Origin of the sequence: Erythrobacter litoralis (genome assembly GCF_029760855.1) — a bacterium.
In the GTDB taxonomy this organism is placed as follows: domain Bacteria; phylum Pseudomonadota; class Alphaproteobacteria; order Sphingomonadales; family Sphingomonadaceae; genus Qipengyuania; species Qipengyuania litoralis_A.
On the sequence record NZ_SOSI01000005.1, the window covers coordinates 275,615 to 298,953 of the forward strand.

A 23,339-nucleotide genomic window follows, 5' to 3' on the forward strand; every position below is an offset into this window, starting at 1 on the left:
GGAGCGCGCCCGCCCTTCAGGCCGACGCGCCGATCGATCCGTGGCAATGCTTGTACTTGTTGCCCGAACCGCATGGACACGGGGCGTTGCGACTGATTTCCTTTCCGGCGAACGGATTGTCGGACACGCCGCCGGGGCTTGCGGCCGCCATCGGACTGCCCGCCAGCGACCCGAACAGATCGGCACGGCGTTCCGAACCGTCGCCATCGTTCGAATCGTCGAAGCCGGTGAGCGGATCGATATGCCCCGTCAGGAAATCCGGGAGATCGGGCAACGCGCTGCGCTGGACCGGCGGCGGCTGGTTGATCTGAAGGTTCAGGAGGTTGGCCGTCACCGTCTCGCGAAGATTTTCGATCATACGCTCGAACAGGCTGAAAGCTTCCTGTTTGTATTCGTTGATAGGCGTTTTCTGCGCATGAGCGCGTAGCCACACGACCTGTCGCAGCGCGTCGAGCGTGGCTAGGTGGTCCTTCCACTGGCCGTCCAGCTCCTGCAGAAGCAGGCTCTTCTCGATCCGACGCCACATCTTGGGGTCCGCCTTCTCGATCTTCTCGTCCATGCGCCGGTCGGCTTCGGCACGAATGCGTTCCTCGATGAGTTCGGGCTCGACGTGATCTTCCTCGAGCCACTCCTCCATCGGGAAGCTCATGCCGAAGGTCTCTTCGACACGCTCCTTCAGGCCGGCGATGTTCCACTGTTCAGGATACGAGCCTGGCGGGCAGGCTTCGGCGACCATAGCATTGATCGCATCGTAACGCATGTCGACGACCACTTCGTCGACCGTCTCGCTGTCCATGATCTCGGCACGTTGGTCGTAGATGACCTTGCGCTGGTCGTTCATAACATCGTCGTATTCGACGACCTGCTTGCGCATTTCGTAGTTGCGCGCCTCGACCTTCTTCTGCGCCGTCTCAATGGCTTTCGAGAGCCACTTGGAGCCGATCGCCTCGCCATCTTCGAGGTTCGAGTTCATCATGCGCGAGAACAACGTGTCTGGCCCGAAGATGCGTAGAAGATCGTCCTCGAGGCACAGATAGAAGCGGCTGAGGCCGGGGTCGCCCTGGCGCCCCGAACGGCCGCGCAGCTGGTTGTCGATCCGGCGGCTTTCATGCCGCTCCGTACCGAGAACGAACAATCCGCCTGCATCGAGCACGCGCTGTTTCTCGTCCTTGATTTCCTGCTTCAAGCGTTCGATCGCGGCGTCGCGCTCTTCCCCTTCGGGCATGTCGGCAAGTTCGTCGCCGATGCGGAATTCGAGATTGCCGCCGAGCTGGATGTCGGTGCCGCGGCCGGCCATATTGGTGGCGATCGTCACGGCACCGATCCGGCCTGCCTGCGCCACGATATGCGCCTCACGCTCGTGCTGGCGCGCGTTGAGAACTTCGTGCTTCACGCCTTCCTTGTCGAGGAACGTGCTGAGGAGTTCGCTTTTCTCGATCGACACGGTGCCGACGAGGACCGGCTGGCCCTTCTCGTTCTTTTCACGGATCGCCTTCGCGATCGCCTGGAACTTGTCGGCGGTGTTCTTGTAGAACTCGTCTTCCTCGTCGATCCGCTGGACCGGCACATTGGTCGGAATCTCGACCACGTTCATCTTATAGATGTCCCAGAATTCCGCCGCTTCGGTGGCGGCGGTACCGGTCATGCCGGAAAGCTTGGGATACATGCGGAAATAGTTCTGGAAAGTGATCGAGGCGAGCGTCTGGTTCTCTGGCTCGATCTTGACGCCTTCCTTGGCCTCCACTGCCTGATGCAGGCCGTTCGACCAACGGCGCCCGTCCATCATTCGGCCGGTGAACTCGTCGATGATCACGACCTTGTCGTCCTTGACGATGTAGTCCGTGTCTTTCTTGAACATGATGTTCGCACGCAACGCCTGATCGAGATGATGGACGATCTGCGTGTTCTCGACGTCGTAGAGATTCTCGGTTTCGAGCAAACCGGCTTCGGCGAGTCGCTTCTCAATCGCGTCGGTGCCGTCCTCGGTCCAGTTGATCTGCTTGGTCTTCTCGTCTGCTTCGTACCAATCTTCCTCGATGGTCTTCACGATGGCGTCGATAGAAACGTACATCTCCGACTTGTCCTCAGTCGGACCGGAAATGATGAGCGGGGTGCGCGCCTCGTCGATGAGGATCGAGTCTACCTCGTCAATGATCGCGTAGTTGAAGGGGCGCTGCACCATCTGGCTGCGCTCGTGCTTCATATTGTCACGCAGGTAATCGAAGCCGAATTCGTTGTTCGTGCCGTAGGTGATGTCGGCGCCATAGGCTTCGCGGCGGCTGAACTCGTCGAGGTTTGGGACGATGACGCCGATCGTCAAGCCGAGGAACTGGTGCAGGCGGCCCATCCATTCGGCATCGCGGCTGGCGAGGTAATCGTTGACCGTGACAACGTGGACTCCCTTGCCTTCGATCGCGTTCAGATAGGTGGCGAGCGTCGCCACCAGTGTCTTGCCTTCGCCCGTGCGCATTTCGGCGATCTCGCCGCGGTGGAGCACGATACCGCCGACCATCTGCACGTCGAAATGCCGCATGCCGAGCACGCGGATCGAGGCCTCGCGCACCGTGGCGAATGCTTCGGGCAGGATATCGTCGAGCGTCTTGCCTTCGTCGAGCTGCTGGCGAAACTTGTCCGTCTGTGCGCGCAGTTCGTCGTCCGACAGATCCTGCATCTGCGGCTCGAGCGCGTTGATTTGATCGACGATCTTGTGCAGCGATTTGACGTAGCGATCGTTCGAAGAGCCGAACATGGCCTTCATTACGGAATTGAACATGATTGTTTGACCTTGCCGGACGACGCACAAATATGCGGTCTATCCCGAAATGTGGAAATACGAAGGGTTAGCTTTGCGGTGAAGCTATGGGGATCGAGGCGCTATTCGCGCGCGCGATCGGGACCGAGCTGAACGGTCGGCAGATAGACGACGACAGGCTTCGATGCGCAGGGCGAGGGCGTCTCGCCCCGCAAACGCTGCGCTTTCTGACGCCGGAGGCATGCCGCATCGACGGTTTGCGTGCCGGGCTCCGCTTCTGCGGTCCGCTGCACTTCGACATTCGCCGAACTCGCTACTGCCGCCTGCGCCGGCGCATACAACGCGGCGAAACCGGTGATCAGAGCAAGAAAGGCGAGAAGTTGGCGAAGCATTCGGTCGTTCAGGTAGCGCGGTTCGGCAGAAATTTCCAGCGCACAATAGCGCCAAATCCTTTCGGCAGCCTTTAAAGCGGCACCGCTATTCGCTTCGCGGCGCTTGACCCGTCGTGCTGTTCCTCTCACCGGCATCAATATGGACCTGACCCGCTCACCGCTTGCCCGCCCCTTTCCCGAGTGCCCTGAGATTCGTGGCGTAACTCTGCGTGTGGCGAAAGCGCGATACAAGGAATGGGACCGGGCGGACCTTACGCTCGCCGAACTTTCGGAAGGCACGGCGGTCGCCGGTGTCTTTACTAAAAGCGCTTGCGCTTCGAGCGAAGTCGAACTGGGGCGCGAGCAGGTGAAACTTGGACGGGCGCGCGCGCTGGTCGTGAATGCGGGGAATTCCAATGCTTTTACCGGACATCGCGGCCGCGAGACGGTAGAGCAAATCATGGCGCAAGTTGCTGATGCTATGGACTGCGCGCCGAGCGATGTGTTCGTCTCTTCGACCGGCGTGATCGGCGTGCCGCTGCCCAAGGACAAGGCGCGCGATGGCATCGACGCAGCCCTCGCGGCCGAACCCTGCGATTTCCGCGCCGCAACCGATGCGATCGGAACGACCGACACTTTCGCAAAGGGTTCGACTGCGTCAGCCCTAGTTGGCGAGATTAGAGTCGAACTCGTCGGCATCGTGAAAGGCAGCGGTATGATCGCGCCCGACATGGCGACGATGCTCGGCTACATCTTCACCGATGCCGTAATCGAACCGTCCTTCCTCCAGGAAATGTTGGAAAAGGCAAATGCCGAAACCTTCTCATGCATCACCGTGGACGGGGATACCTCGACCAGCGATACCGTGCTAGCCTTCGCGACCGGCAAAGCCGCCCATGCGACGCTCGCCGACTGGGACGATGCCGGAGCCGATGCGTTCTACGCGGCGCTCCTCTCCGTATGCCGCGAACTGGCCCATCTGGTCGTCCGCGATGGCGAAGGCGCATCGAAGTTCATTGCGGTCGAGGTGACGGGCGCGGATAGTGACATCAGTGCGCACCGGATCGGCCTCTCCATCGCCAATTCCCCTTTGGTCAAGACCGCAATCGCGGGCGGCGATGCGAATTGGGGCCGCGTGGTGATGGCCGTCGGCAAGGCGGGCGAACCGGCGGACCGAGACCGGCTCTCGATCGGTTTCGGCGGCATCTGGGCGGCACGCGACGGGCAACCTCTAGCCGATTACGACGAGACGCCGGTGGCCGCTCACTTGGCTGGCGACGACATCACGGTGCAGGTCGATCTCGGCATCGGCGAAGGCCGCGCGACGGTTTGGACCTGCGACCTGACCCACGGCTATATCGACATCAACGCGGATTATCGCTCGTGAGTGCGGCGCTGGACCGGGTGATCTTCGACCTTATGAAGAAGGCAAGCGAGGATGCGATCCTGCCGCATTACCGCTCGCTGGGCGAGGACGAGATCACGAATAAGGCGAGCGACGATGTCGTCACCGTCGCCGATCATGCTTCGGAACGGATCCTGACGGAGAGTTTGGCGAAGCTCGAACCCGGCGCGGCCATCGTCGGCGAGGAAGCGGCGTTTGCCGACGCTACGGTTCTGGAAGGTTTGAAAGGCGATTGCTGGATCGTCGATCCGCTCGACGGAACCAACAATTTCGCTCGCGGCAAACCACCGTTCGGAATCCTGCTGGCGCGTGCCAGTGGCGGGTTTGCCCGTTCGGGCTGGATCTACGATTGCCTTACCGGACGCTTCTGCTCGGTTCACGAAGGACAGGGCGCTTTCGTCGATGGCGAGCGGATCGAAGCCCGCGAGACCGGAGAGACGCCGCCCGTCGCTGCGATTTCACTGGTCTTCATGCATGACGAGCAGCGCGAAGCGGTCAAGCGGCAGGTAGCGCCGCATTATCGCGTCGTCGACATCCCGCGCTGCGCGGCGGAGCAGTATCCCCGTCTTGCGCTCGGCATCAACGACGTATCGATTTTTCAGCGCACGCTCGCCTGGGACCATGCTGCGGGCGCGCTCTGGCTGAACGAGGCGGGCGGCAAAGTCGCCAGACCGGACGGTTCGCCCTATCGAGTGGACGACGAGCGTACCGGGATGCTCGGGGCCGCGAGCCCCCGCCAATGGGAAAGGCTCGCTGCCCGCTGCGGCGATCTAACCTAGAGGTTGCTTTCGAGCCATTGCTTGAGCTGACCCTTGGGCGCCGCGCCGCGCATTTGCGCCGCCGGCTCGCCGTTCTTGAACAGGACGAGGTAGGGGATCGACTGGACGCCCATCTGGCCGGGCACGCCGGTATTCTCCATGATATCCATCTTGGCGATGGTCACTTGATCCTTCATCTCGTCACTCAGTTCCTCGAGCGCGGGAGCGATCATCTTGCATGGTCCGCACCATTCCGCCCAAAAATCGACCAGGACGGGCTTGTCACTCTCGAGAACGTCGGATTGAAACTTGTCGTCGGTCACGTTGATGGTGGCCATGGGTATCTCCTGAAATCGTCAATCGTACCTCGCCGATGTGGCGATGGTCCTGCCTCTACTCAACGGGCGGGAGGGCAAAGCTTTCCTGCCGCGCGGGAAACGCCGCTTTGTATCGGGCGAGTGCATCGGGCGGGAGGACGATTATTTGCGGTGTTTGCGTATAAAGCACGGCCGCCGATACGCTGCGGCCCGGATAGATCGCCTCCAGCGCCGCGACATAGGCGGCCATCTGCCGCATTGTCGCGTCCGGCACGCCGTCGAGCCCGGTAGGCGGGCGGCGGGCGGTCTTGAAATCGACGACCGTGATCGCATCCTCGCGGATCAGCAGCCGGTCTGCCGTTCCCATCACCACCTGCCCCTCGACCGTCGCGGCGAGCGGGATTTCCGCCAACGCATCGGGTGAGAAGATGTCGGCGAATTCCGGCGTGTCCAGCACCGTCAGCGCACTATCGAGCAGTTCGGCGCGCACGTCCTCCGCCAAATCGTCGCCGCGTTTCGCCAGCCATGTCTCGGCCCGGGTCCGCCGTTCCGATAGTGGAACGTTCGGCAGCCGCTCCAGCAACGCGTGGATCAGCGTCCCCCGTCGCGCGGCAACTGCCGTAGCTTCGGGCGGAAACGGCGGATCGCTACCCTCGACCTCGCCCAGCCCAGATGGCGAAAGCGGGCGTGGCGGCCGCGGTTCGGGCCCGACTGGGCGCAGCGCCCAATTCGGCAGCGCTTGCACCGGTTCGGCCGCGTGTTCGGCAGGAGGCACCGAAACGTCGGCCAACGCGCCGAATTCCCAGCGCGCGCCCCAGATGTCGTCTTCCAGCGCGTCGTCCTCGAACAGAGGCTTTAGGCGCGCATACCAGCTATCTTCATGTGGGCCGCTCTTCGCATCGCGCGGGCCAAGCGAGCCGGTGATGAAGAGCGCCTCCTCCGCCCGCGTCATCGCGACATAAAGCAAGCGCCAGTGTTCCTCCAGTTCGGCTGCCGACGCTTCGGCATCAGCAAGCGCCAGAGGGCCGACCTTCTCTTCCTTGCGGACGCCCGGAATGGGTACGGGATAGTCGCGTGTCCCGCCGATCTGCCGGTCGGGCAGTTCGAGCTCTCCCGGCCTGTCGGGCGCGATGGCAGCGTCGGCGAGAATGACGATCGGCGCCTGCAAGCCTTTGGAGCCGTGCACGGTCATCACCCGCACCTGATCGCCGCCCTCGCCCGCCTCGCGCTTCACCTCGCCCTCGCCCGCGTCGAACCAGCGGATGAAACCCTGCAGGCTCGCGATGCGCGAGGCGGCATAGGCATGCGCGGCGTTGAGCAGTTCGTCGATCGGATCGTTCGCCTCGCGCCCCAGCCGAGCGACCAGCTTGCGCCGCCCGTCCATCGGCCCGACGAGGATGTAGTGCAGAAGCTGCTGCGGGCTGTCGAAATCGGCGCGGCGAAGGATTTCACGCAAGGTTTCAAGCGTCTGCACCACCAGCGTCGTCTCGCTTTTGCGCAAGTGGTTCCACAGCCGCACGTCCTTCGGTCGATAGGCGTGTTCGAGTAGGTCTTCCTGACTCCACCCGATCAGCGGAGAAACCAGCAATGCCGCCAGCGTCAGATCGTCGAACGGCTGGGCGGCGAACCGCAGCGCCGCCATCAAGTCCTTTACCGCCAGCGGATTGCCGAGCCGCAGCCGGTCGATACCCGCCACCGGCACGCCGTGGCGATGCAGCCGCGCGACGATAAGCGAGGCAAGGTCGCGCCGCTTTCGCACGAGGATCATCACGTCGCCCGGCCCCGCCCGGCGCGGTTTGTCGCCCTTCACCAGCGGAAAGCCCGGACCGTCCAGCGCCATCCAGCGGCGTACCTGCCGCGCGATCCGATCGGCAAGTTTGCGGTCGTGCTTGCCCAGCCACGTTTCGTCCGCGGCGCCTTCTTCCATCCCGCTGTCCGCGTGGATCACGTTCCACAGCGCGACCAGGCCGGGTCGATCCTGCCCCATATGCGGCTCCGCCCCGCGATCAAGCCCCATGCTGCCCGAGCCGATAGCGGCGATGGCACGATCGACGAAGGTAAGCACGTTCTCGGCCGTGCGGAAACTTTGCCCCAGACCATATTGCTGCAGATAGCGCGGCCGCGGACCGCCCCGCATCTCGCCTGCGGCATCAGCCGTCTGCCGCATCCGCTCCGCCACCCGGTCGCGCGCCTCACTGAAATTGCGGGGCGAAGTGCCCTGAAAGCCGAAGATCGCTTGCTTGAAATCGCCGACCGTGAAGATCGTGCGCACCCGGTCGCCCTGCGCGCCCTCGCCGCTGAAGAAATCGTCGGTCAGCGCATCGATGATCTGCCATTGCGCGCGGTTCGTATCCTGCGCTTCGTCGATCAGGATATGGTCGAAGCTGCGGTCGAGCTTGTAGCGGATCCAGTCCGCCATTGCGGTATTGGAGAGAAGGTGCGCGGCGCGGGCGATCAGGTCGTCGAAGTCGACCAGCCCCTCGCGCGCCTTGGCCTCCTGCCATGCCAGTGCGAAGGTACGCCCGGCTTCAAGTTGCGGCGCGAGGAAGGCGGCAAGGTCGAGCAAGGCGCGGCGGTCGCGCACGGCGCGAACGGCTTCGGCGATCGTCTGCTGTTTCGCTGGGTGATCGGGGTCGTTCTTTTCCGCGCCCTTCATTGCGCGCGGTTCGCCGTCTTTCTTCAGCAACGTGTCGTAAAAACCGTTTAGCGCTTCCAGTCGGCCGGCGGTGTCTAACGCAATCCAGCGCGGCACGAAATCGCGCACCTTATCGGCGATCTGAGCCTTCCAGCCGTCCGTCGCCTGGACGCACGCGCGTAGGGTATCGACAGGGAAGACGCCGTCGCCGCACGCCTCGGCTACCCACGTCTCCCCAGCATCGGAGGGAACGCCGAGAAAGCGGCGCACCGGCTGTTCGAGCGCATTTTGCCAGTCGGCGCGATACCACAGGTCCAGATAGCCGGCGCAGCGCATTAGCCAGCCCCGCACCGCATCCGCACCCTTGCGGCGGCTCATCTCAGCGACCGCTTCGCGAAAGTCGGCGCGACGCTCGTCCGCAAGCAATTCGGCCAGTATGTCGCGGCTCAAGAGGTCGCGCTCGCGGTCGTCCATCGGCTGGCTGCCGGGGAGGATCTGCGCTTCGGCAGGGAAAGCGGCGAGGAGGTATTGTGCGAAGGCATGGATCGTATCGATGCGCAGCCCCCCGCCCGGGCAGTCGAGAACGCGGGCGAATAACGAGCGGGCGCGGGCAAGCGTCTCCGGATCGATCGCCGCGCCGAGATGCCCGAGTTCGACTGCGAGCCGGTCGTCCTTCAGCCGCACCCAGCGCGCCAGCACTTCGCCGACACGGACCGCCATTTCCGCCGCCCCCGCCTTGGTGAAAGTGAGGCACAGTATCTGCGAAGGATCCGCGCCCGCCTCCAGCAGTAGCCGCAGCACGCGGGCGGAAAGCACCTGCGTCTTGCCCGTCCCGGCGCTGGCGGAAAGCCACACGCTTTCGCGTGGGTCCACTGCATCGCGCTGGTGCCCGGCAAGGGGATGGACTGCGCCGCTCACAGCGCGTCTTCCTCGACGTCCATATGCGGCAGCCATTCGTCGAGCCGCATGAGCTGATCGTAGGTGCCGTAATCCGGCAAGTCGGGATTAAGGCGGGCGGTGAACGGTTCGTTCCCCGTAATCCAGGTTGCGATAGCGCCGGTGAGATAGTCTTCAGTCGCGGGCAGGAAGTCTTCCAGCTCGACCCCGCGCTCGCGCGAACTGCGTTTGATGGGCGAGGAAATCATACCGAATTCGTCCCCCCGCCCCTTGGCAAGCGACCAATACTCGAATGCCATCGGTGCACCGGCTACATCCTGGAACCCACCCGCCCGCGCGATCATGCCAAGCAAGCCAAGCTGCAAGGCAAAGCCTTCCTCGACCATGCTCGCCGATGGCGCGCTACCTGTCTTGTAATCGACGATCGCGAGTTCACCGTTCGGCCAGCGGTCGATCCGGTCAGCGCGGCCATGGACCCGCACGCCGTTCACTTCCATGCTGCCCCATGCCTCGACACAAGCGACTTCGCGGCCGGCGGGCGCGTTCTCGACCTCGTCGGCCACCCAGTCGAGCGCACATTCGAGGCGTGGTTGCCACAATCCGCGCATCAGCGGATGAATGTTCCGCTCTTCAAACACTTGCTCCATCGTCGCGCGCAAATTCACCGCCTCGCCGGCAAGCCGCGCGCGGTGCCAGCGCTCGAGAATCTCGTGCGCCACCTCGCCCTGCCAGGCGGCGGAGGGATCGGCATCGAGCGAATCGAGTTCGGCGAGCCGCAAAATTCGCTGGGCGTAGAACTGGTAGGGATCGCCACGCAGCCGATCGAGCGCGGTCGCCGAGATGTCGACCTTGCGCTGTTCGGGTGAAGGCATCGGACGCGGCCGGGGATAGGGTATCGCCTCCGGCATTCGCGCCATCGCCCGCGCATATTCGACCGCTCGGGTTTCCTCATGCCTGGGCAGCAAATCGCCGAGGAGCGCTTGCACCCTCAGCAGGAACCGTGAGGGGATGGCGGGCCCGCTCTCGTCGCGCATCGCCCGGCTCAGCACAACCTCAGGCGCGCCCAACGCCCCGGCAAGGTCATGGGCAGACAACCCAATGCGGAAATCCGCCCCCGGCACCCCCAATGCCCGCAGTACCGGCGGCGCGAGCAAGGCGTCGACACCGCTGCGTGCCGGCCACACGCCTTCGTTCAGTCCGGCGCAGATGATAAGGTCGGCGCGGTTCATCCGGCTTTCCAAGAGCCCGAGAACCTGAACCCGACCGTGCCCGCCATAGGGCGGTCGCACTGCGATTTCCTCCATCGCATCGCGCAGAACATCGGCAATGTCGCGCGGGGAAAGCGCGAATGCGGCATCGCGCGCGTGGAGCCGCAAGTCTTCGACGAAGGCTGCAAGCATGCGGCCATCCTCCCGCGCCCAGATGCGCTCGCCACACAGCGCTTCGCTCGTGGCGGCGATGGCGTCGATCATAAGGGCGAGTTCGACCGGGTCATTTTCGCCAAGGGCAAGCAGCGGGGTGAGCGCTGCTTCGACCGTCGCCCACCATTCGTCGAGCGTGTCGTCCTCTTCCTTTCGTAAGCCGGCGACCGTTTCGGCAATCGGACCGAGTCCAGGCCGGATACGTGGGCCACGAAGCGCCCGCTCGACCCGGCGAAGCTGCGTAAGCCAGCGCCCCCGCTCCATCCCGCCATCGACCAATGGATGCCCGAGCAGCGCCATCAACGAGACCGCAGGCGCATCTTCTGCGAACACCTCCGCCGCGAGCAGGAAAGCCCGCCCTGCCGCCGTATGCGACAGCGGCCGACCCGCCGAATCGTCCGCCTCGATATTCCAGCGGGCGAGGTGATGGACGACGCGCCGCGCCAATCCGCGATCCGGCGTCACGACGGCGACTCGCTGTTCCGGCTCGTCCAGCGCTTGGCGCACCAGCAGGGCGACCGCCTGCGCTTCTTCCTCCGGATTGGCACTCTGCATGATGCGCACCCCGGTCAGGCGGCGTTTCTCGGCGGGGAGCGAGGCCCATGAACGGCTCGCCTCGGGCGGCAGGAACAGCGCGCCGATGGCATGGCTGCGTTCGGGCGACGCAGCGGCAAGGCCCCGACGGTGCCATGGCTGCACTTCCTCGCGCGCAACCTTCATGCGATTAAGGAGCAGCTTCATGTGATACTGAGGATGTGTGACGGCGTCGCCGCGCGCAAAGGGCGTATCGCCGGGTTCGGGCGCGTTCCCGGCGCGGCCCAGTTCGTCCCAGACCGCGGCATCGAGCGTGAGGTCGAAATCAGGCAGAATTACCGCGCCGCCTTCGAGCTCGCTGACGACGCGCAGCATCCGGGCAAGCGCCGGGGCGGCACTGGTCACACCTGCCGCAACGATCGGGGTCGCGGGTGGCTCGGCGCGCCAGCGATTGGCGGCCCGGTCGAACAGGCGATTACGGCGGGCGGCTGCATCGAGCAGTTCTTCGCTTCGCAAAAACGTAAGCCACCGCGCCTGCACCCGCGCGAACAATTGCAGCGAGGCGCGCCAGTGCTCGGACAGGTCGCCGACGAGCCCAAGCACATCCTCGCCAAGCAGCTCCTCCGGCCCGATATCTTCAACCAGCAGCCGGTCCATCGTCGCACCGGTTTCCCGCGCCAGGCGCAGCAGGGTCGCCCCTTTCGGTGCATCTTCGCCCATTTCCTCCGCGATCAGACGAGCAAGCGCGAACAGACGGCGGCGCGGATCGACGGCGGGCGGAATGTCATCCGCCCCTAGTGGATCGAGCAGCGGGCCAAGCGCCTCGTCGAGATCGAAAGCGCCGACAACCGCCATGCGCGGCATCAGCAGACCCGCTGCACCGCTTTCGCCCGCATGGCGGATGAAGGCTTCCGACACCGTTCGCTGCGCGCGGCTGCTCGGCAAGAGCAGCGTCAGGCGCGCAAGGCCGAAACCGGGTTCGGCGTAGCGCGGTACCAGTCCGGCGACCAGCGCATCTGCGAACCCGCGATGGGCGGCAATGGAATAGACCTGCGGGTGTCGTGGACGCACCGCCTCCTCAGTCACCGCGCAGCGCCCTCTCCGTCGGCTTGATGTGCTGTGGCGTGCCGACTTCGTACCACTCGCCGGTGAAGGCGGTGCCGAATAGGCGTCCTTCCGCGATGGCACGGTCCCACAGGATATTGGTCGAGAACTTTCCTGCGGGCGCATCGCGCAGCAGGCGCTGCGCAACGAGCTGGATGCCGGTGTAAATGAAGGGCGCGATCCGGGCCGGCAGCTTGCGGCTGAGCCGCCCTGCGCTGTTCATGTAGAAATCACCCTGCCCATCAAAGTTATGCGCGCGGGCATGCGGCACCACGAGCAGCAGCGCGTCCATTCGGTCCGCATCCCAATGACGGGATAAATCCGCGAAGGCATTCGCCGGGCCATCGAGCCAGATGCTGTCGGCATTGCAGGCAAAAAACGGGTCGGGGAGCAGCCCCGCCCCGCTCGCCTTCACCATGCCGCCGCCCGTTTCGAGAAGGTCGTCGCGTTCGTCGGAAAATACGATCTGCGGCGTGGCGCGGGGCTTCAAATGCGCCTCTATCGCGTCGGCAAGATAGTGAACATTCACGACCGCGCGGGCCACCCCGGCATCCGCCAGTCGGTCGAGCGCGCGATCGATAAGCGGCTTGCCTGCGACCCGCACCAGTGGCTTGGGCGTCGCAGCGGTCAGGGGGCGCATCCGCTTGCCCAACCCCGCAGCCATGACCATCGCCGTGTCGGAGGCAAGCTCAGCCATGATCGAACGCCGAGAGATCGCCGCGCACATTCCTGATGCGCTCGGGGATGTTCGCATCGAACCACGCCGCGACCGGCGCCATCACCGCGTGCGACAGATCGCGTTCGAGGTGGGTCCAAACGCGCGGTATCAGATCGAGATAGCGCGCCTTGCCGTCCCGTTTCGCGAGACGCGTGAAAATCCCCACGATCTTCGCATTGCGCTGCGCGCCGAGGACAACGTAATCTTCTTCGAAATGCTCGCCCGGATCGGCGGCCGCGCGATAACGACAGAGCATATCGTGCTCCAATTGCGGTGCGACGTCGCGCCGCGCGTCCTGCAACAGGCTGACGAGATCATAGGCCGGATGGCCGACAAGCGCGTCCTGGAAGTCGATCAGCCCCTGCACACCTGCAAGCTTGCCCGGCTCCAGCAACATGATGTTTTCGGCATGATAATCGCGCAGAACCGTGACGCCCGGTTGCTGACGCTCGATCAACGGAGCAAGAGTTTGGCGCCACGCTAAATCCCAACCGTCTTCATCCACTTGGAGATCCGCTGCCGGACAGAACCATTCGAGAAACAGCGCCGCCTCCCTACGATACGTCGTCATATCGTAGGGAGGGAACGGACCGGGCTGTTCGGCGTGCAGTTGCACAAGCGTTTCCACCGCGGCGCTATACACATCATGCGCATCGCCGGGATGATCGTCGAGCCATTCCTTGACGCGTATGTCGCCGAAATCCTCGGTGAGCACCCAGCCTTTTTTAGCGTCCTGCGAATATATCCGCGGCGCGCGCAAGCCGTGGTCGGATAGCCATTCCGCCACTTCCAGGAATGGCGCGGGGTCTTCGCGCGGCGGCGGCGCATGCATCAGCATCGCACTGTCGTCTCCGCGATGGATGCGGAAATAGCGGCGGAAGGAAGCATCGCCGACTAAGGGCGCTATCTCGGCCCCTTCCCACTCGCTTCCGCCGAGAAATTCATGAATGCCATCAGGAAACGTATCGCTCATGGCATTCGCTCTAGCCAATCGGCACCCGGCTCGACAATCGCCCGCCGCCCGTCGCCCACGGTTTCCAGCGCGATGGAAAGACAGCCTGGCTCATGGGAGAAACCGCCCGCGCGATCGGGCCATTCGGCGATAAGCGCGGCGCCACTACGATAATCGTCGAGTCCGAGTTCCACGGTCTCCTCTGGCCGTTCCAGACGATAGAAATCAGCATGCACAACCGGCTGCTGAAGATCGTCGTAGGTTTCGAGGATCGTGAACGTCGGCGATGGGACTTCTCCGCGATGCCCCAGCGCCGCTATGATCGCCCGCGCAAGCGTAGTCTTGCCGGCACCGAGCCCGCCGGTCAGCGCAACTACATCTCCGGCCTGCAGCACCTTCGCAATGCGCCGCCCGAACGAAGCCATCGTCACCAAATCCGGCAAATCTACCGTCATGGCAGCAGTATCGTGACGGTCGTGCCCGAACCGCGCCGGCTTTGAATGTCGAACGTCCCGCCGTGCGCTTCGATCAACTGCCGCGCCAGCGGAATGCCGAGGCCCTGACGCCGCTCGATACCCTTTCCATCGGCACTTAAGCGAATACCTTCGAGAGCGCGGGCGAGTTCATGGTGCGACATCCCTCGACCGTTATCCGAGATGACAAGCTGGTTCTGTCCGCGATGCTTGGAAATATCGACGAGGATGCGCCCGCCTTTCTCTGTATTGGCAATGGCATTGTCGAGCAAATGGCCGATGGCTCGCCGCAATTGCTGGCCGTCGGCACGGATTTTCTTACCGCTATTGCCTTTCAGGTCGACAGAAAGCTTCTGCTCTTCGATCGTAGCTTCGCGGCTACGCACGAGTTCCGTAACAAAATGCAGAAGATCGACGCTCGAGGTGCGTAGCGGCATTAACCCTGCTTCAGACTGCGAAAGATCGAGAACGTTCTCGACTTGCTCCGTCAATTTGCCGACCGATTGCGAAATGGCGTCGACATATTCCTTGGCCTGCGGTTTCAAATCTCCCGCGACGCCTGACGCCAGCAGTTCCGCGAATCCGCCGATCGTCGTCAACGGCGTACGGAATTCGTAGGACATGTTTGCCAGGAAGCGGGTCATTACCGCGTCCGCTTCTTCCAGCGCGCGGTTGCGCTCGCGCAAGGCATCCTCTGCCTGCTGCGATGCGGTGACGTCGAGAACGGTAAGCAGGCCATTCCCATCCGGCAGCGGAACACCGGCGAAGTCCAACGTCCGTCCGTCGGCCAATTCCACGCGGCCTTCCCGCTTCTTCCGGTCGAGAGTGGATGCCCGTACGACGGTGTTCACCATCGCGATCGCCTTCCGATCGGCGAGGTTGCTCTCGATCGCCCGGAGCAAATCCTCTGCTTGCGGGTGGCCATCCAGAACTTCGGGATCGATCCCCCATGCTCCGGGGAAACCCCGATTCCACAATTCGAGATGCCCGTCGGGCGCAAAAACGGCGAGCGCTTCGAACAGACTGTCGAACGTTGCGGTTCGTGTCCGTAGGAGAGTGTCGCGGGTGGCGGACAGCGCAAGCTGTTCGGTCCTGTCTTCCGCGATGAGAACCAGACCGCCATCGGGTAATGGCTGTGCAACCACGCGAAGGTGGGTGCTGTCAGGAAGGGGCCAGTTTACCTCTTCCGGCTCGTCGGCCGTGAACCAATTGGTCAATTCCTTGCGCCAGGAAGGAAAATCGCGAACCTCGGGAATGCGGCCGTTTTCACGCGCAATCATCAGGATTTGCTCGAATCCTGTCCGCTCGTTCGCCATGCCGGGCGGCAAAGCAAACACGCGATGGAACGGCTGGTTCGCAAATGTCATGCGCCGCTGCGCATCGAATTGGGCAACGCCAATCGATAGCTGGTCGAGCATCGAACGCTGCGCCTCGCGGAACGCCCTGAACTCGCGCGCCTGCTCTTCCATTTCTTCGATATCGACGGCGTAACCGGCGATGCCCTCGCCGGATAATGGAAGATCGGTAACGCGCATGGCACGTCGCGCATTATCAATTGTTGCGGATATGATGCGTTCGATCGGTTGTCGACGGTCCGCGGCTTGCTGCGCGACCTGCGCAGCAGTGCGCCCGCCGATGGTCTCTACCAATTCGACCTGATCCGCCACGACCGTATCCGCCCCATCGGCTCCCACGGCCGCAACATAGGCTTTGTTGACGAGACGCAGCTTCATGTCCGCCCCGCGGAACCACATCGGCATTGGCGCAGCTTCGATCAGCCCGACCAGTGCTCCGAAATCATCCTTCGCCCGGGCCGCGTCTTCTCGCAGCCGTGCGAGTTCGTCCTCGGTTTCGGTGAAGTCGAATACCCAGATGAGTGCGGCGCCGCTTGGAGAAACCGACGGGTCGGCGAGCGCACCGCGCAGCGCAAGCGTCTTGCGCGAACTCGGCGGGCGCAGCGCAAGCTTGAAGGGCTTCGCACTCTTCTGCGTCCGGCGTACCAGAACGCTTAGTTCATCCACCTGTTCTTCCGAAAGTCCTTGGCCGCCCTGCCCGACTAGTTCGCTAAGATAGTCTGGAACCTTGTCGAGGCCGATCCAGCGCGCGAAGCGGTCCGGCGCTTCGATCCGACCGTCTGCCCTTACCAGGACCGGCACGGCTGGGCCTTCTTCCAGCATCCGCGTCAGCCGGCGCACGGCTTTGCGATGCGCATCCGCAGCCTGCGCCTTGCCGCTCGCGCGAAGCATCAGCCAGATTGCCGCGCCCGACCATAAGGCCAGGATTACGGCAAGCAGGACCAGCAGGGAGGGCGAAACTTCCATCTACGATGCGCTATTCGCCCCGGCCCGCCGATGCAATGTCAACCCGGAAGATCAGTAGCGGTAATGCTCCGGCTTGAACGGGCCTTCGACCGGCACACCGATATAGTCGGCCTGGCTCTGGCTCAGTTTGGTGAGTTGCACACCGAGTTTGTCGAGGTGCAGCGCCGCCACCTTCTCGTCGAGCTTCTTGGGCAGGACGTAGACTTCGTTCTCGTAACGGTCCTCGTTCTCCCACAATTCGATCTGCGCGAGCACTTGGTTGGTAAACGAGCAACTCATCACGAAGCTGGGATGCCCGGTCGCGCAGGCGAGGTTCACCAGACGGCCCCTGGCGAGCACGATGATTTCCTTGCCGTCAGGGAATTTCACAAAGTCGGTGCCGGGCTTGAGCTCGGTCCAATCGTAGTTCGACAGGGCGCCGATCTGTATTTCACTGTCGAAATGGCCGATATTGCACACGATGCTCATCGGCTTCATCGCCTTCATGTGCTCGGCGGTGATCACGTCCTCGTTACCGGTCGTGGTGACGAAGATATCGGCGCGCTTCACACCTTCTTCCATCGTAACAACCTCGTAGCCTTCCATCGCGGCCTGCAACGCGCAGATCGGATCGATTTCCGTTACGAGCACGCGCGCGCCGCCATTGCGAAGCGACTGCGCGCTGCCCTTGCCGACATCGCCGTAGCCCGCGACGAGTGCGACCTTGCCCGACAGCATCACGTCGGTGGCGCGGCGGATCGCGTCCACCAGCGATTCGCGACAGCCATAGAGATTGTCGAACTTCGACTTGGTCACGCTGTCGTTCACGTTGATCGCGGGGAAGGGCAGCTTGCCTTGTTTGGCGAGGTGATAGAGGCGGTGGACGCCGGTGGTCGTCTCTTCCGAAACGCCCTTGATCGCCTTCACGCTTTTGGTGAGGTAGCCGGGTTTGTCCTTCACGAACGCCTTCAACGCGCGTTGAAATTCGATTTCCTCGGCGTTCTGCGGTTCGGGCAATTCTTCACCCGCTTCCATCCGCGCACCCCACAGCGCGAACATGGTCGCATCGCCGCCGTCGTCGAGGATAAGATTGGCGGTTTGGTCGGCATCGTCCTCGGTCGACCAGTCGAAAATCTTGCCGACATAGTCCCAGTAATCGGCCAAGCTCTCGCCCTTGATGGCGAACACCGGAATGTCCTGCGCGGCGATGGCGGCGGCGGCATGGTCCTGCGTGGAGAAGATGTTGCAGGTCGCCCAGCGCACTTCGGCGCCCAGCGCGGTCAGTGTTTCAATCAGCACCGCGGTCTGGATCGTCATGTGTAGCGATCCGGTGATACGCGCGCCTTTCAGGGGCTTGGCGTCACCGTATTCCTCGCGGGTCGCCATAAGGCCCGGCATTTCGGTCTCGGCAATGGCGATCTCGGCGCGGCCATAATCGGCGAGCGCTAGATCCTTGACGACGTAATCGGTGAATTCGGCCACGGGCGGTCCTTGTCTTTAACGAGAGCGAAGCCCGCTCCCCTCGTGAGAAAAGGGGCGGGCACCTTGATGGCCCCGCCCCTAGCTTGTGCCCCCGGCGAGGGCAACCGCCCTGCCCTCGTCTTCCTTCGGCCCCAAAAGGTCTCAGCGCTGCGCCCAGCGGCTTTCGGCGAGCGGACGAGCGCCCAGCAGTTCGGCTGCCGCCAGAGTGACCGCATTGGCGTCCGGATTACGAGAGAGGTCGTCGGTGATCTGCTTCAATTGCGCGCAATTTAGCCACGGATGCCCCTGCCCGTATTCATTCGCCATGCCGACGCTGATGCGATCGAGCGCGCGCTTGGCGCCCTTCGCACCGTGGCGCGAAACCATGCTCTTCTCCAACCGGCGGGCCGCCGCATTGAGCGTGTCGAGGTGCGCCGCCGAAAAGGCGCGGTAATGCGGTTGGAAGTCGTCCTGCCCCATCCGGCACCTGAGCGAAGTCACCATCAGCATGATGTCGAGCCGGCGCACCTGCTCGTCCTGCGAAAGATCGCCAGCCGAAACCACGCCCGGCGCGCCCAATAGCATCGAGGTCGCAACCATGGTCACTAAAGTCTTTTTGAAGTTCATGTCCCTGTCTCCCGGTCCGAGCGTTCCCGTGCTCGTCCCCGACAGGTTTCGGCGATTCGGTTTACGAAAATTTAAAGCCGCGCAGTAAACCCGGCTTAACCATCGGCGCGGTTGCGCGTTCGCACGATCATCTTAGATGGAGCGACGGACGGGATTGAAGGAGTTTCAAACATGACGATTTCCGTGGGCGATACGCTGCCCGATGTTACGCTGGTCAAGGCGACCGAAGATGGTCCGGAAAAGGTCCAGTCGAGCGAATTCTTCGCTGGTCGCAAAGTGGCCCTGTTTTCTGTTCCAGGCGCCTTCACGCCCACATGCTCCGCACGCCATTTGCCGGGCTATGTCGAAAAAGCGGACGAACTGAAGGCGAAAGGCGTAGACGAAATCGCCTGCACCGCCGTCAACGACGCGTTCGTCATGAACGCCTGGAAAAGCGCAAATGATGCCGATCCCGTCACCATGCTGGCCGACGGCAATGGGGACTTCGCGGAAGCGATCGGGCTAACGATGGACGGTTCGGGCTTCGGCATGGGCAAGCGGGCCCAGCGCTATTCGATGATCGTCGAGGATGGCGTGGTGAAGGAACTCAACGTCGAGCAGCCGGGCGATTTCTCGGTCTCCAGCGCCGATCACATGCTCGGCCAGATGTAAAGATTTGCGGCGGGGCATAATTTGCCCCGCCAAACAACGTGCTTAATATCCCATCAGGCTGAGCACTTCCTTGCGGCTGCGCTCGTCATCGCGGAACACGCCGCGCATCTCGCTGGTCACCATCGATACCCCGGGCGTGCGTACACCGCGCGCCGTCATGCAGGCATGGCTAGCTTCGATCACTACCGCGACGCCCTGCGGTTTGAGATGATCCCAGATGCACTGCGTCACTTCCGCAGTGAGGCGTTCCTGTACCTGCAAGCGGCGGGCGAACCCATGGAGCACGCGGGCTAACTTCGAAATTCCCACGACGTGATCGGTCGGCAGGTAGGCGATTGCCGCCTTTCCGATGATCGGTGCCATGTGATGCTCGCAGTGCGACTGGAAGGGGATATCCTTCAGCAGCACGATTTCATCATACCCGCCGACTTCCTCGAACACCCGGCGTAAATGAATTGCCGGATCTTCGTCGTACCCTTGGCAATATTCCTTCCACGCACGCGCGACGCGAGCGGGTGTGTCGAGCAGTCCTTCGCGTGACGGATCGTCGCCTGCCCATTGGATCAGTGTTCGCACCGCATCCTGCACATGGTCGGGTACGGTTGGCTTGCCCTGGGCAACGTCCTCATCGGGTCCGACGAGACTGCTCATGATTTCTTCCTTCTCAATTTATCGCGCATGCGTTTCAAACGGCTTCCGTCGCGAAACAGGCCACCATCGGCGAACGGCTCGAAAAGGTCTTCGGGGTCCTCGGGATCGAGCATCGCACTTTCCGCCACTGTTTCCTGCGCACCGTTTAATTCGGGCGGGATGTATTCCAGAAGGTTCCGCCCTTCCAGCGTCGTCGAGGCAAGGATCAGAGCATGCATCGACCCGTGCTTTTCCAGCAGCGCCGGCATGTCCTCTTCAGGTAGTCCGAGATGCTCCGCCAAGAGCGAATGGCGTATGGCGGTGATCGCCGCCGACGCATGCGCGTTCCCCTCGCGGGTCGAATCGACAAACACGTCGCATTCGCTGTCGAGGCCGAGCGAGCGATTGTTGATGTTGGCCGATCCGATGCGGAATATCTCGTCGTCCACGATCATGATCTTGGCGTGGACATAGATATGGGTCGTATCGCTGACCGGACTCCAGATGGTGAACCTGTCGTTCTTGTCGGCGGTCTCGATACAGCGCACCAGTTCGGCACGGGCGTGATCCATCGCCTGCTGCTCCAGCCAGCCATCGGCGTGCGCGGGATGAACGATAACGATTTCCGGGCAATCGTCTTCCTGCACCCGCTCGAGAATCGCTTCGGCCACCACGCGAGAGGCGAAATATTGGCTCTCCGCATAGATGAAGCGCTTGGCCCGCCTGATATGCTCGACGAACAGGTTTTCGATCTCGCGGACAGCAGACCAGTCGCGATGTTTCGCGCGCGTCCTAGCGATGCCGACTTCAACATTCTCGAATGTGCAATGCAGCCCGTCCGGCCAGATGCTGTCCTTCCGCTTCTGGAGAGGCAGCAGGGGCGTGCCGCCTGCCCTCTCCCACCGATCGCGGCCGAGATCGCTGAGCGCATCGGCCACCTCGCCCTCCATCAGCATCGAGGCGTCGTGCCAAGGCTCGTGCGTGCCGCCGCGCGGCATGGTGCGAGCCGGGTTCTCGGCAAGATGCTCGCGCGTGTCCCACCGCTTGATCGTCATGTCGATCCCGCCGCATACGGCGAGCGAATTGTCGATCACAGCAATTTTCTGGTGATGGCTGCATCCGGTCGGATGGGCACTGTCGAACTTGAAATCGATGCGCCGATGGCGTGCCCAGCGCACCAGATCCCACCACATCGAACCGCGCAGGATGAATTTGAAAACCCCGAAGCTCCATTTCAGAATCCGAATTTCGAGCGTCGGCCGATTGCGGATCAGCCAGGAGAAGAAGCCGCCCAGCCGCGAGGGGTAGGTATCCTTGATCCCCCGCTTGTACCATTTGCGCCCTTCTTCGAGATGGATACGCGTGTCGAAATCCCAGCCAATTAGGAAGATACGGTGCCGGGCCTTCAGCATCGCCTTCTGCATCGCAGCGAAATAATCCGCTGCATCGATGATGACGGCGGCGCGATCGACCTTCGCATAACGCCATACGCTATCGGACACTCCGTCTTCCAGCCGCGACACGCGTTCCGGCGAGGCGGTGACCTCACCGTCGTTCTCTTCGACCAATTCGTGCAAAGGTATGCCCCCGTCTCGTTTTCGTGTTCCGGCGTCGCCACCCTGCCGCCATACAACGAACCGGAAGCGCGCAGCGCGGTTCCTGCCTTGCGGGTGGACCTATGCCAACGCATATCTATCAGCAATGGACGATCAGGAATTCGACTCCGCCGCAATGCAGCGTATGGCCGAGCGAGCGCTTGCCACGCTGCCCGAGCAATTTCGGGCCGATCTTGCCGATATTATGCTGCGCGTAGTGGACTTTGCGACGCCGGAGCAGCTTGCGGCGGTGGACCTCGAGAATAAGTGGCACCTCTCCGGCTTGTACGAAGGGCAGCCCGTTCCCGATCAATCGGTGTGGGAAAGCGGACGGATGCCGCCGCGCATCTGGCTGTTCCGACGCCCTCTGATTGCCGAATGGCGTGAGACGGGCGTGCGGATGGACGATCTGGTGCGACACGTCGTCATTCACGAAGCGGGCCATCATTTCGGATTTAGCGACGACGATATGCACCGGTTGGAAGACCAAGCCGACTGAACGCAGACCCCAGAACCACAAAAGCCCACCACTCCGGCGGGAGCGATGGGCTTGTATGGCGCGCCAGGAAGGATTCGAACCTCCGGCCGCCTGATTCGTAGTCAGGTACTCTATCCAGCTGAGCTACTGGCGCGTCGGAGGGCGGCACATAAGCGGCGCATTAAGCCTTGGCAAGACCCTAATCCCGATGAAGGCGCTGCAGCTGACGAAGCAAGTGTTCGTCAAGGGGCGGCTTTGCCAGCTCGCCGGCCGCTTCTAAAGTGAACCAATCTACCGAACCACCTTCCAATGAGCGCGGCTCGCCCTGCCAGATGGTCGATATGTAAAGGAGGATTACAATCGGCAAGCCTTTGGAATTCGGGGATGTTTGCGCAAAGCACGTAGGATCCAAATCATGGACCGCTATCGTAATTTCGAGTTCTTCCGCACTTTCGCGAACGAGCGCTTCAGTTGGCGTTTCGCCATCTTCGACCTTGCCGCCGGGAAACTCCCATAACCCCCCGTGCTCCTTGCCGGCGGGCCGTTGATGTAACAGCCAGCGACCGTCAATATTCCTCAAAGCCAAGGCGACCACGGGAAGCCATGTCGGATTATTTTGCAAGGGTTCGCACATTGGAAGCTATTTCTTAACCCCTGGCCCTTTATCCAGTGTGTGTCAGCCGGAAAGGCCAAGGGGGGAACTGGTGATCAGATTTTTCAAACATTTGAAAGACGATGATCGGGGGGCAACCGCGGTCGAATACGGGCTGATACTTGCACTTATCTTTTTCGCGATGGTCGGAGCACTCACCGGCTTCGGCCAAAGCGCAATCGATATGTGGAGCGGTATTGACGAAAGCGTTGGCGAGGCAATGGCTGAAAAATAAGCCTTATCGGGTTAGCGTTTTATCAATCTGTTCGCGGGATAACGAAAGCACTCGGGCCAGATGGCAAGGGTCGGGACTGAAGACTGAACCAGGAGACATACTATGAAATTCCTCAAGCAGCTGCGTCGCAACGAAGAAGGCGCCACCGCTATCGAATACGGGCTGATCGCCGCACTCATCGCCGTTGCCGCCATCACCGCCATGCAGGGCCTCGGTGAAGAACTCGACACCACATTCTCGGGCGTCGATACCTCGCTCACCGAAGCGAATGCGAAGCGCACGGCCGAGTAAGGCAATCGCGATATCCAAAGAAAGCGGCGGGGGGTTTCCCCCCCGCCTTTTATATGATCAACGTCCGCGCCCTACAATTTTT

At 62.5% G+C, this 23,339-nt stretch carries 20 protein-coding genes and 1 tRNA gene; 6 read left to right on the forward strand and 15 right to left on the reverse strand.

Annotated features, from left to right (window positions below; genetic code table 11):
- Nucleotides 1-16 precede the first annotated feature (16 nt).
- Nucleotides 17-2,773, reverse strand: a complete 2,757-nt coding sequence (gene secA / locus E3U23_RS11475) for a preprotein translocase subunit SecA (protein WP_279351402.1) — start codon at nt 2,771-2,773, stop codon at nt 17-19.
- A gap of 101 nt (nt 2,774-2,874) precedes the next feature.
- Nucleotides 2,875-3,144 carry a hypothetical protein gene (locus tag E3U23_RS11480; RefSeq protein WP_279351403.1) on the reverse strand — a complete coding sequence of 90 codons (270 nt, stop codon included), beginning with the start codon at nt 3,142-3,144 and terminating at the stop codon, nt 2,875-2,877.
- 139 nt (nt 3,145-3,283) lie between these two features.
- Between E3U23_RS11480 and argJ the strand changes: the two genes are divergently transcribed.
- Nucleotides 3,284-4,510, forward strand: coding sequence for a bifunctional glutamate N-acetyltransferase/amino-acid acetyltransferase ArgJ (gene argJ, locus E3U23_RS11485; protein WP_279351404.1), 1,227 nt, complete (start codon nt 3,284-3,286; stop codon nt 4,508-4,510).
- Nucleotides 4,507-5,307 carry an inositol monophosphatase family protein gene (locus E3U23_RS11490; protein WP_431732684.1) on the forward strand — a complete coding sequence of 267 codons (801 nt, stop codon included), beginning with the start codon at nt 4,507-4,509 and terminating at the stop codon, nt 5,305-5,307. The genes argJ and E3U23_RS11490 overlap by 4 nt, the downstream gene beginning before the upstream one ends.
- On the opposite strand, the gene trxA is transcribed toward E3U23_RS11490, so the two are convergent.
- The 9 genes from trxA to E3U23_RS11535 all read right to left on the reverse strand — a co-directional run bounded on the left by trxA (nt 5,304) and on the right by E3U23_RS11535 (nt 18,725).
- Nucleotides 5,304-5,624, reverse strand: coding sequence for a thioredoxin (gene trxA, locus E3U23_RS11495; protein WP_279351405.1), 321 nt, complete (start codon nt 5,622-5,624; stop codon nt 5,304-5,306). The two genes, E3U23_RS11490 and trxA, sit on opposite strands and share 4 nt — an antisense overlap.
- Nucleotides 5,625-5,679: 55 nt before the next feature.
- The gene (addA, locus tag E3U23_RS11500) at nt 5,680-9,156 is read right to left on the reverse strand and encodes a double-strand break repair helicase AddA (protein ID WP_279351406.1); all 3,477 of its coding nucleotides are present in this window, start codon (nt 9,154-9,156) and stop codon (nt 5,680-5,682) included.
- Nucleotides 9,153-12,176, reverse strand: coding sequence for a double-strand break repair protein AddB (gene addB / locus E3U23_RS11505; protein WP_279351407.1), 3,024 nt, complete (start codon nt 12,174-12,176; stop codon nt 9,153-9,155). The genes addA and addB overlap by 4 nt, the downstream gene beginning before the upstream one ends.
- Nucleotides 12,169-12,891 carry a nucleotidyltransferase family protein gene (locus E3U23_RS11510; protein ID WP_279351408.1) on the reverse strand — a complete coding sequence of 241 codons (723 nt, stop codon included), beginning with the start codon at nt 12,889-12,891 and terminating at the stop codon, nt 12,169-12,171. Before E3U23_RS11510 ends, addB begins: the two co-directional genes overlap by 8 nt.
- Complete coding sequence (locus E3U23_RS11515; protein WP_279351409.1) at nt 12,884-13,885, reverse strand: aminoglycoside phosphotransferase family protein; 1,002 nt, start codon at nt 13,883-13,885, stop codon at nt 12,884-12,886. The genes E3U23_RS11510 and E3U23_RS11515 overlap by 8 nt, the downstream gene beginning before the upstream one ends.
- A complete protein-coding gene (tsaE, locus tag E3U23_RS11520) occupies nt 13,882-14,319 on the reverse strand; it encodes a tRNA (adenosine(37)-N6)-threonylcarbamoyltransferase complex ATPase subunit type 1 TsaE (protein ID WP_279351410.1) in 438 nt (145 codons plus the stop codon). The genes E3U23_RS11515 and tsaE overlap by 4 nt, the downstream gene beginning before the upstream one ends.
- Nucleotides 14,316-16,658 (reverse strand): sensor histidine kinase, encoded by a 2,343-nt coding sequence (locus E3U23_RS11525; RefSeq protein ID WP_279351411.1) that lies wholly within the window; start codon nt 16,656-16,658, stop codon nt 14,316-14,318. The genes tsaE and E3U23_RS11525 overlap by 4 nt, the downstream gene beginning before the upstream one ends.
- Nucleotides 16,659-16,709: 51 nt before the next feature.
- A complete protein-coding gene (gene ahcY, locus E3U23_RS11530) occupies nt 16,710-18,119 on the reverse strand; it encodes an adenosylhomocysteinase (protein ID WP_279351412.1) in 1,410 nt (469 codons plus the stop codon).
- A gap of 141 nt (nt 18,120-18,260) precedes the next feature.
- Complete coding sequence (locus E3U23_RS11535; protein ID WP_279351413.1) at nt 18,261-18,725, reverse strand: S-adenosyl-L-homocysteine hydrolase; 465 nt, start codon at nt 18,723-18,725, stop codon at nt 18,261-18,263.
- A 171-nt stretch (nt 18,726-18,896) separates the two neighbouring features.
- On the opposite strand from E3U23_RS11535, the gene E3U23_RS11540 reads away from it, so the two are divergent.
- Nucleotides 18,897-19,376, forward strand: a complete 480-nt coding sequence (locus E3U23_RS11540) for a peroxiredoxin (protein ID WP_279351415.1) — start codon at nt 18,897-18,899, stop codon at nt 19,374-19,376.
- Between the two features lie 42 nt (nt 19,377-19,418).
- Here the strand turns inward: E3U23_RS11540 and folE are convergent, their stop codons facing one another.
- Entirely contained in the window at nt 19,419-20,027 is a 609-nt protein-coding gene (folE, locus tag E3U23_RS11545) for a GTP cyclohydrolase I FolE (protein ID WP_279351416.1), read from the reverse strand.
- Complete coding sequence (locus tag E3U23_RS11550) at nt 20,024-21,583, reverse strand: phospholipase D-like domain-containing protein (protein WP_279351417.1); 1,560 nt, start codon at nt 21,581-21,583, stop codon at nt 20,024-20,026. The genes folE and E3U23_RS11550 overlap by 4 nt, the downstream gene beginning before the upstream one ends.
- 124 nt (nt 21,584-21,707) lie before the next feature.
- On the opposite strand from E3U23_RS11550, the gene E3U23_RS11555 reads away from it, so the two are divergent.
- Complete coding sequence (locus E3U23_RS11555; protein WP_279351418.1) at nt 21,708-22,100, forward strand: metallopeptidase family protein; 393 nt, start codon at nt 21,708-21,710, stop codon at nt 22,098-22,100.
- A gap of 56 nt (nt 22,101-22,156) precedes the next feature.
- Here the strand turns inward: E3U23_RS11555 and E3U23_RS11560 are convergent.
- Both E3U23_RS11560 and E3U23_RS11565 read right to left on the reverse strand, forming a co-directional pair.
- Nucleotides 22,157-22,233 (reverse strand) — tRNA-Arg (locus E3U23_RS11560).
- Nucleotides 22,234-22,278: 45 nt separating this feature from the next.
- Complete coding sequence (locus E3U23_RS11565; protein ID WP_279351419.1) at nt 22,279-22,713, reverse strand: (deoxy)nucleoside triphosphate pyrophosphohydrolase; 435 nt, start codon at nt 22,711-22,713, stop codon at nt 22,279-22,281.
- A gap of 70 nt (nt 22,714-22,783) precedes the next feature.
- Between E3U23_RS11565 and E3U23_RS11570 the strand changes: the two genes are divergently transcribed.
- Entirely contained in the window at nt 22,784-22,966 is a 183-nt protein-coding gene (locus E3U23_RS11570; protein WP_279351420.1) for a Flp family type IVb pilin, read from the forward strand.
- A 102-nt stretch (nt 22,967-23,068) separates the two neighbouring features.
- Entirely contained in the window at nt 23,069-23,257 is a 189-nt protein-coding gene (locus E3U23_RS11575; RefSeq protein ID WP_279351421.1) for a Flp family type IVb pilin, read from the forward strand.
- Nucleotides 23,258-23,339 lie beyond the last annotated feature (82 nt).

Excerpts from the sequence above, each read along its gene's own strand:
- E3U23_RS11565 (WP_279351419.1), bottom strand. The coding sequence starts at position 22,713 with ATGTGCGAACCCTTGCAAAATAATCCGACATGGCTTCCCGTGGTCGCC.
- E3U23_RS11575 (WP_279351421.1), top strand. The coding sequence starts at position 23,069 with ATGAAATTCCTCAAGCAGCTGCGTCGCAACGAAGAAGGCGCCACCGCT.
- trxA (WP_279351405.1), bottom strand. The coding sequence starts at position 5,624 with ATGGCCACCATCAACGTGACCGACGACAAGTTTCAATCCGACGTTCTC.
- tsaE (WP_279351410.1), bottom strand. The coding sequence starts at position 14,319 with ATGACGGTAGATTTGCCGGATTTGGTGACGATGGCTTCGTTCGGGCGG.
- E3U23_RS11525 (WP_279351411.1), bottom strand. The coding sequence starts at position 16,658 with ATGGAAGTTTCGCCCTCCCTGCTGGTCCTGCTTGCCGTAATCCTGGCC.
- E3U23_RS11555 (WP_279351418.1), top strand. The coding sequence starts at position 21,708 with ATGGACGATCAGGAATTCGACTCCGCCGCAATGCAGCGTATGGCCGAG.
- argJ (WP_279351404.1), top strand. The coding sequence starts at position 3,284 with ATGGACCTGACCCGCTCACCGCTTGCCCGCCCCTTTCCCGAGTGCCCT.
- E3U23_RS11510 (WP_279351408.1), bottom strand. The coding sequence starts at position 12,891 with ATGGCTGAGCTTGCCTCCGACACGGCGATGGTCATGGCTGCGGGGTTG.
- folE (WP_279351416.1), bottom strand. The coding sequence starts at position 20,027 with ATGAGCAGTCTCGTCGGACCCGATGAGGACGTTGCCCAGGGCAAGCCA.
- E3U23_RS11515 (WP_279351409.1), bottom strand. The coding sequence starts at position 13,885 with ATGAGCGATACGTTTCCTGATGGCATTCATGAATTTCTCGGCGGAAGC.
- E3U23_RS11535 (WP_279351413.1), bottom strand. The coding sequence starts at position 18,725 with ATGAACTTCAAAAAGACTTTAGTGACCATGGTTGCGACCTCGATGCTA.
- E3U23_RS11480 (WP_279351403.1), bottom strand. The coding sequence starts at position 3,144 with ATGCTTCGCCAACTTCTCGCCTTTCTTGCTCTGATCACCGGTTTCGCC.
- secA (WP_279351402.1), bottom strand. The coding sequence starts at position 2,773 with ATGTTCAATTCCGTAATGAAGGCCATGTTCGGCTCTTCGAACGATCGC.
- E3U23_RS11540 (WP_279351415.1), top strand. The coding sequence starts at position 18,897 with ATGACGATTTCCGTGGGCGATACGCTGCCCGATGTTACGCTGGTCAAG.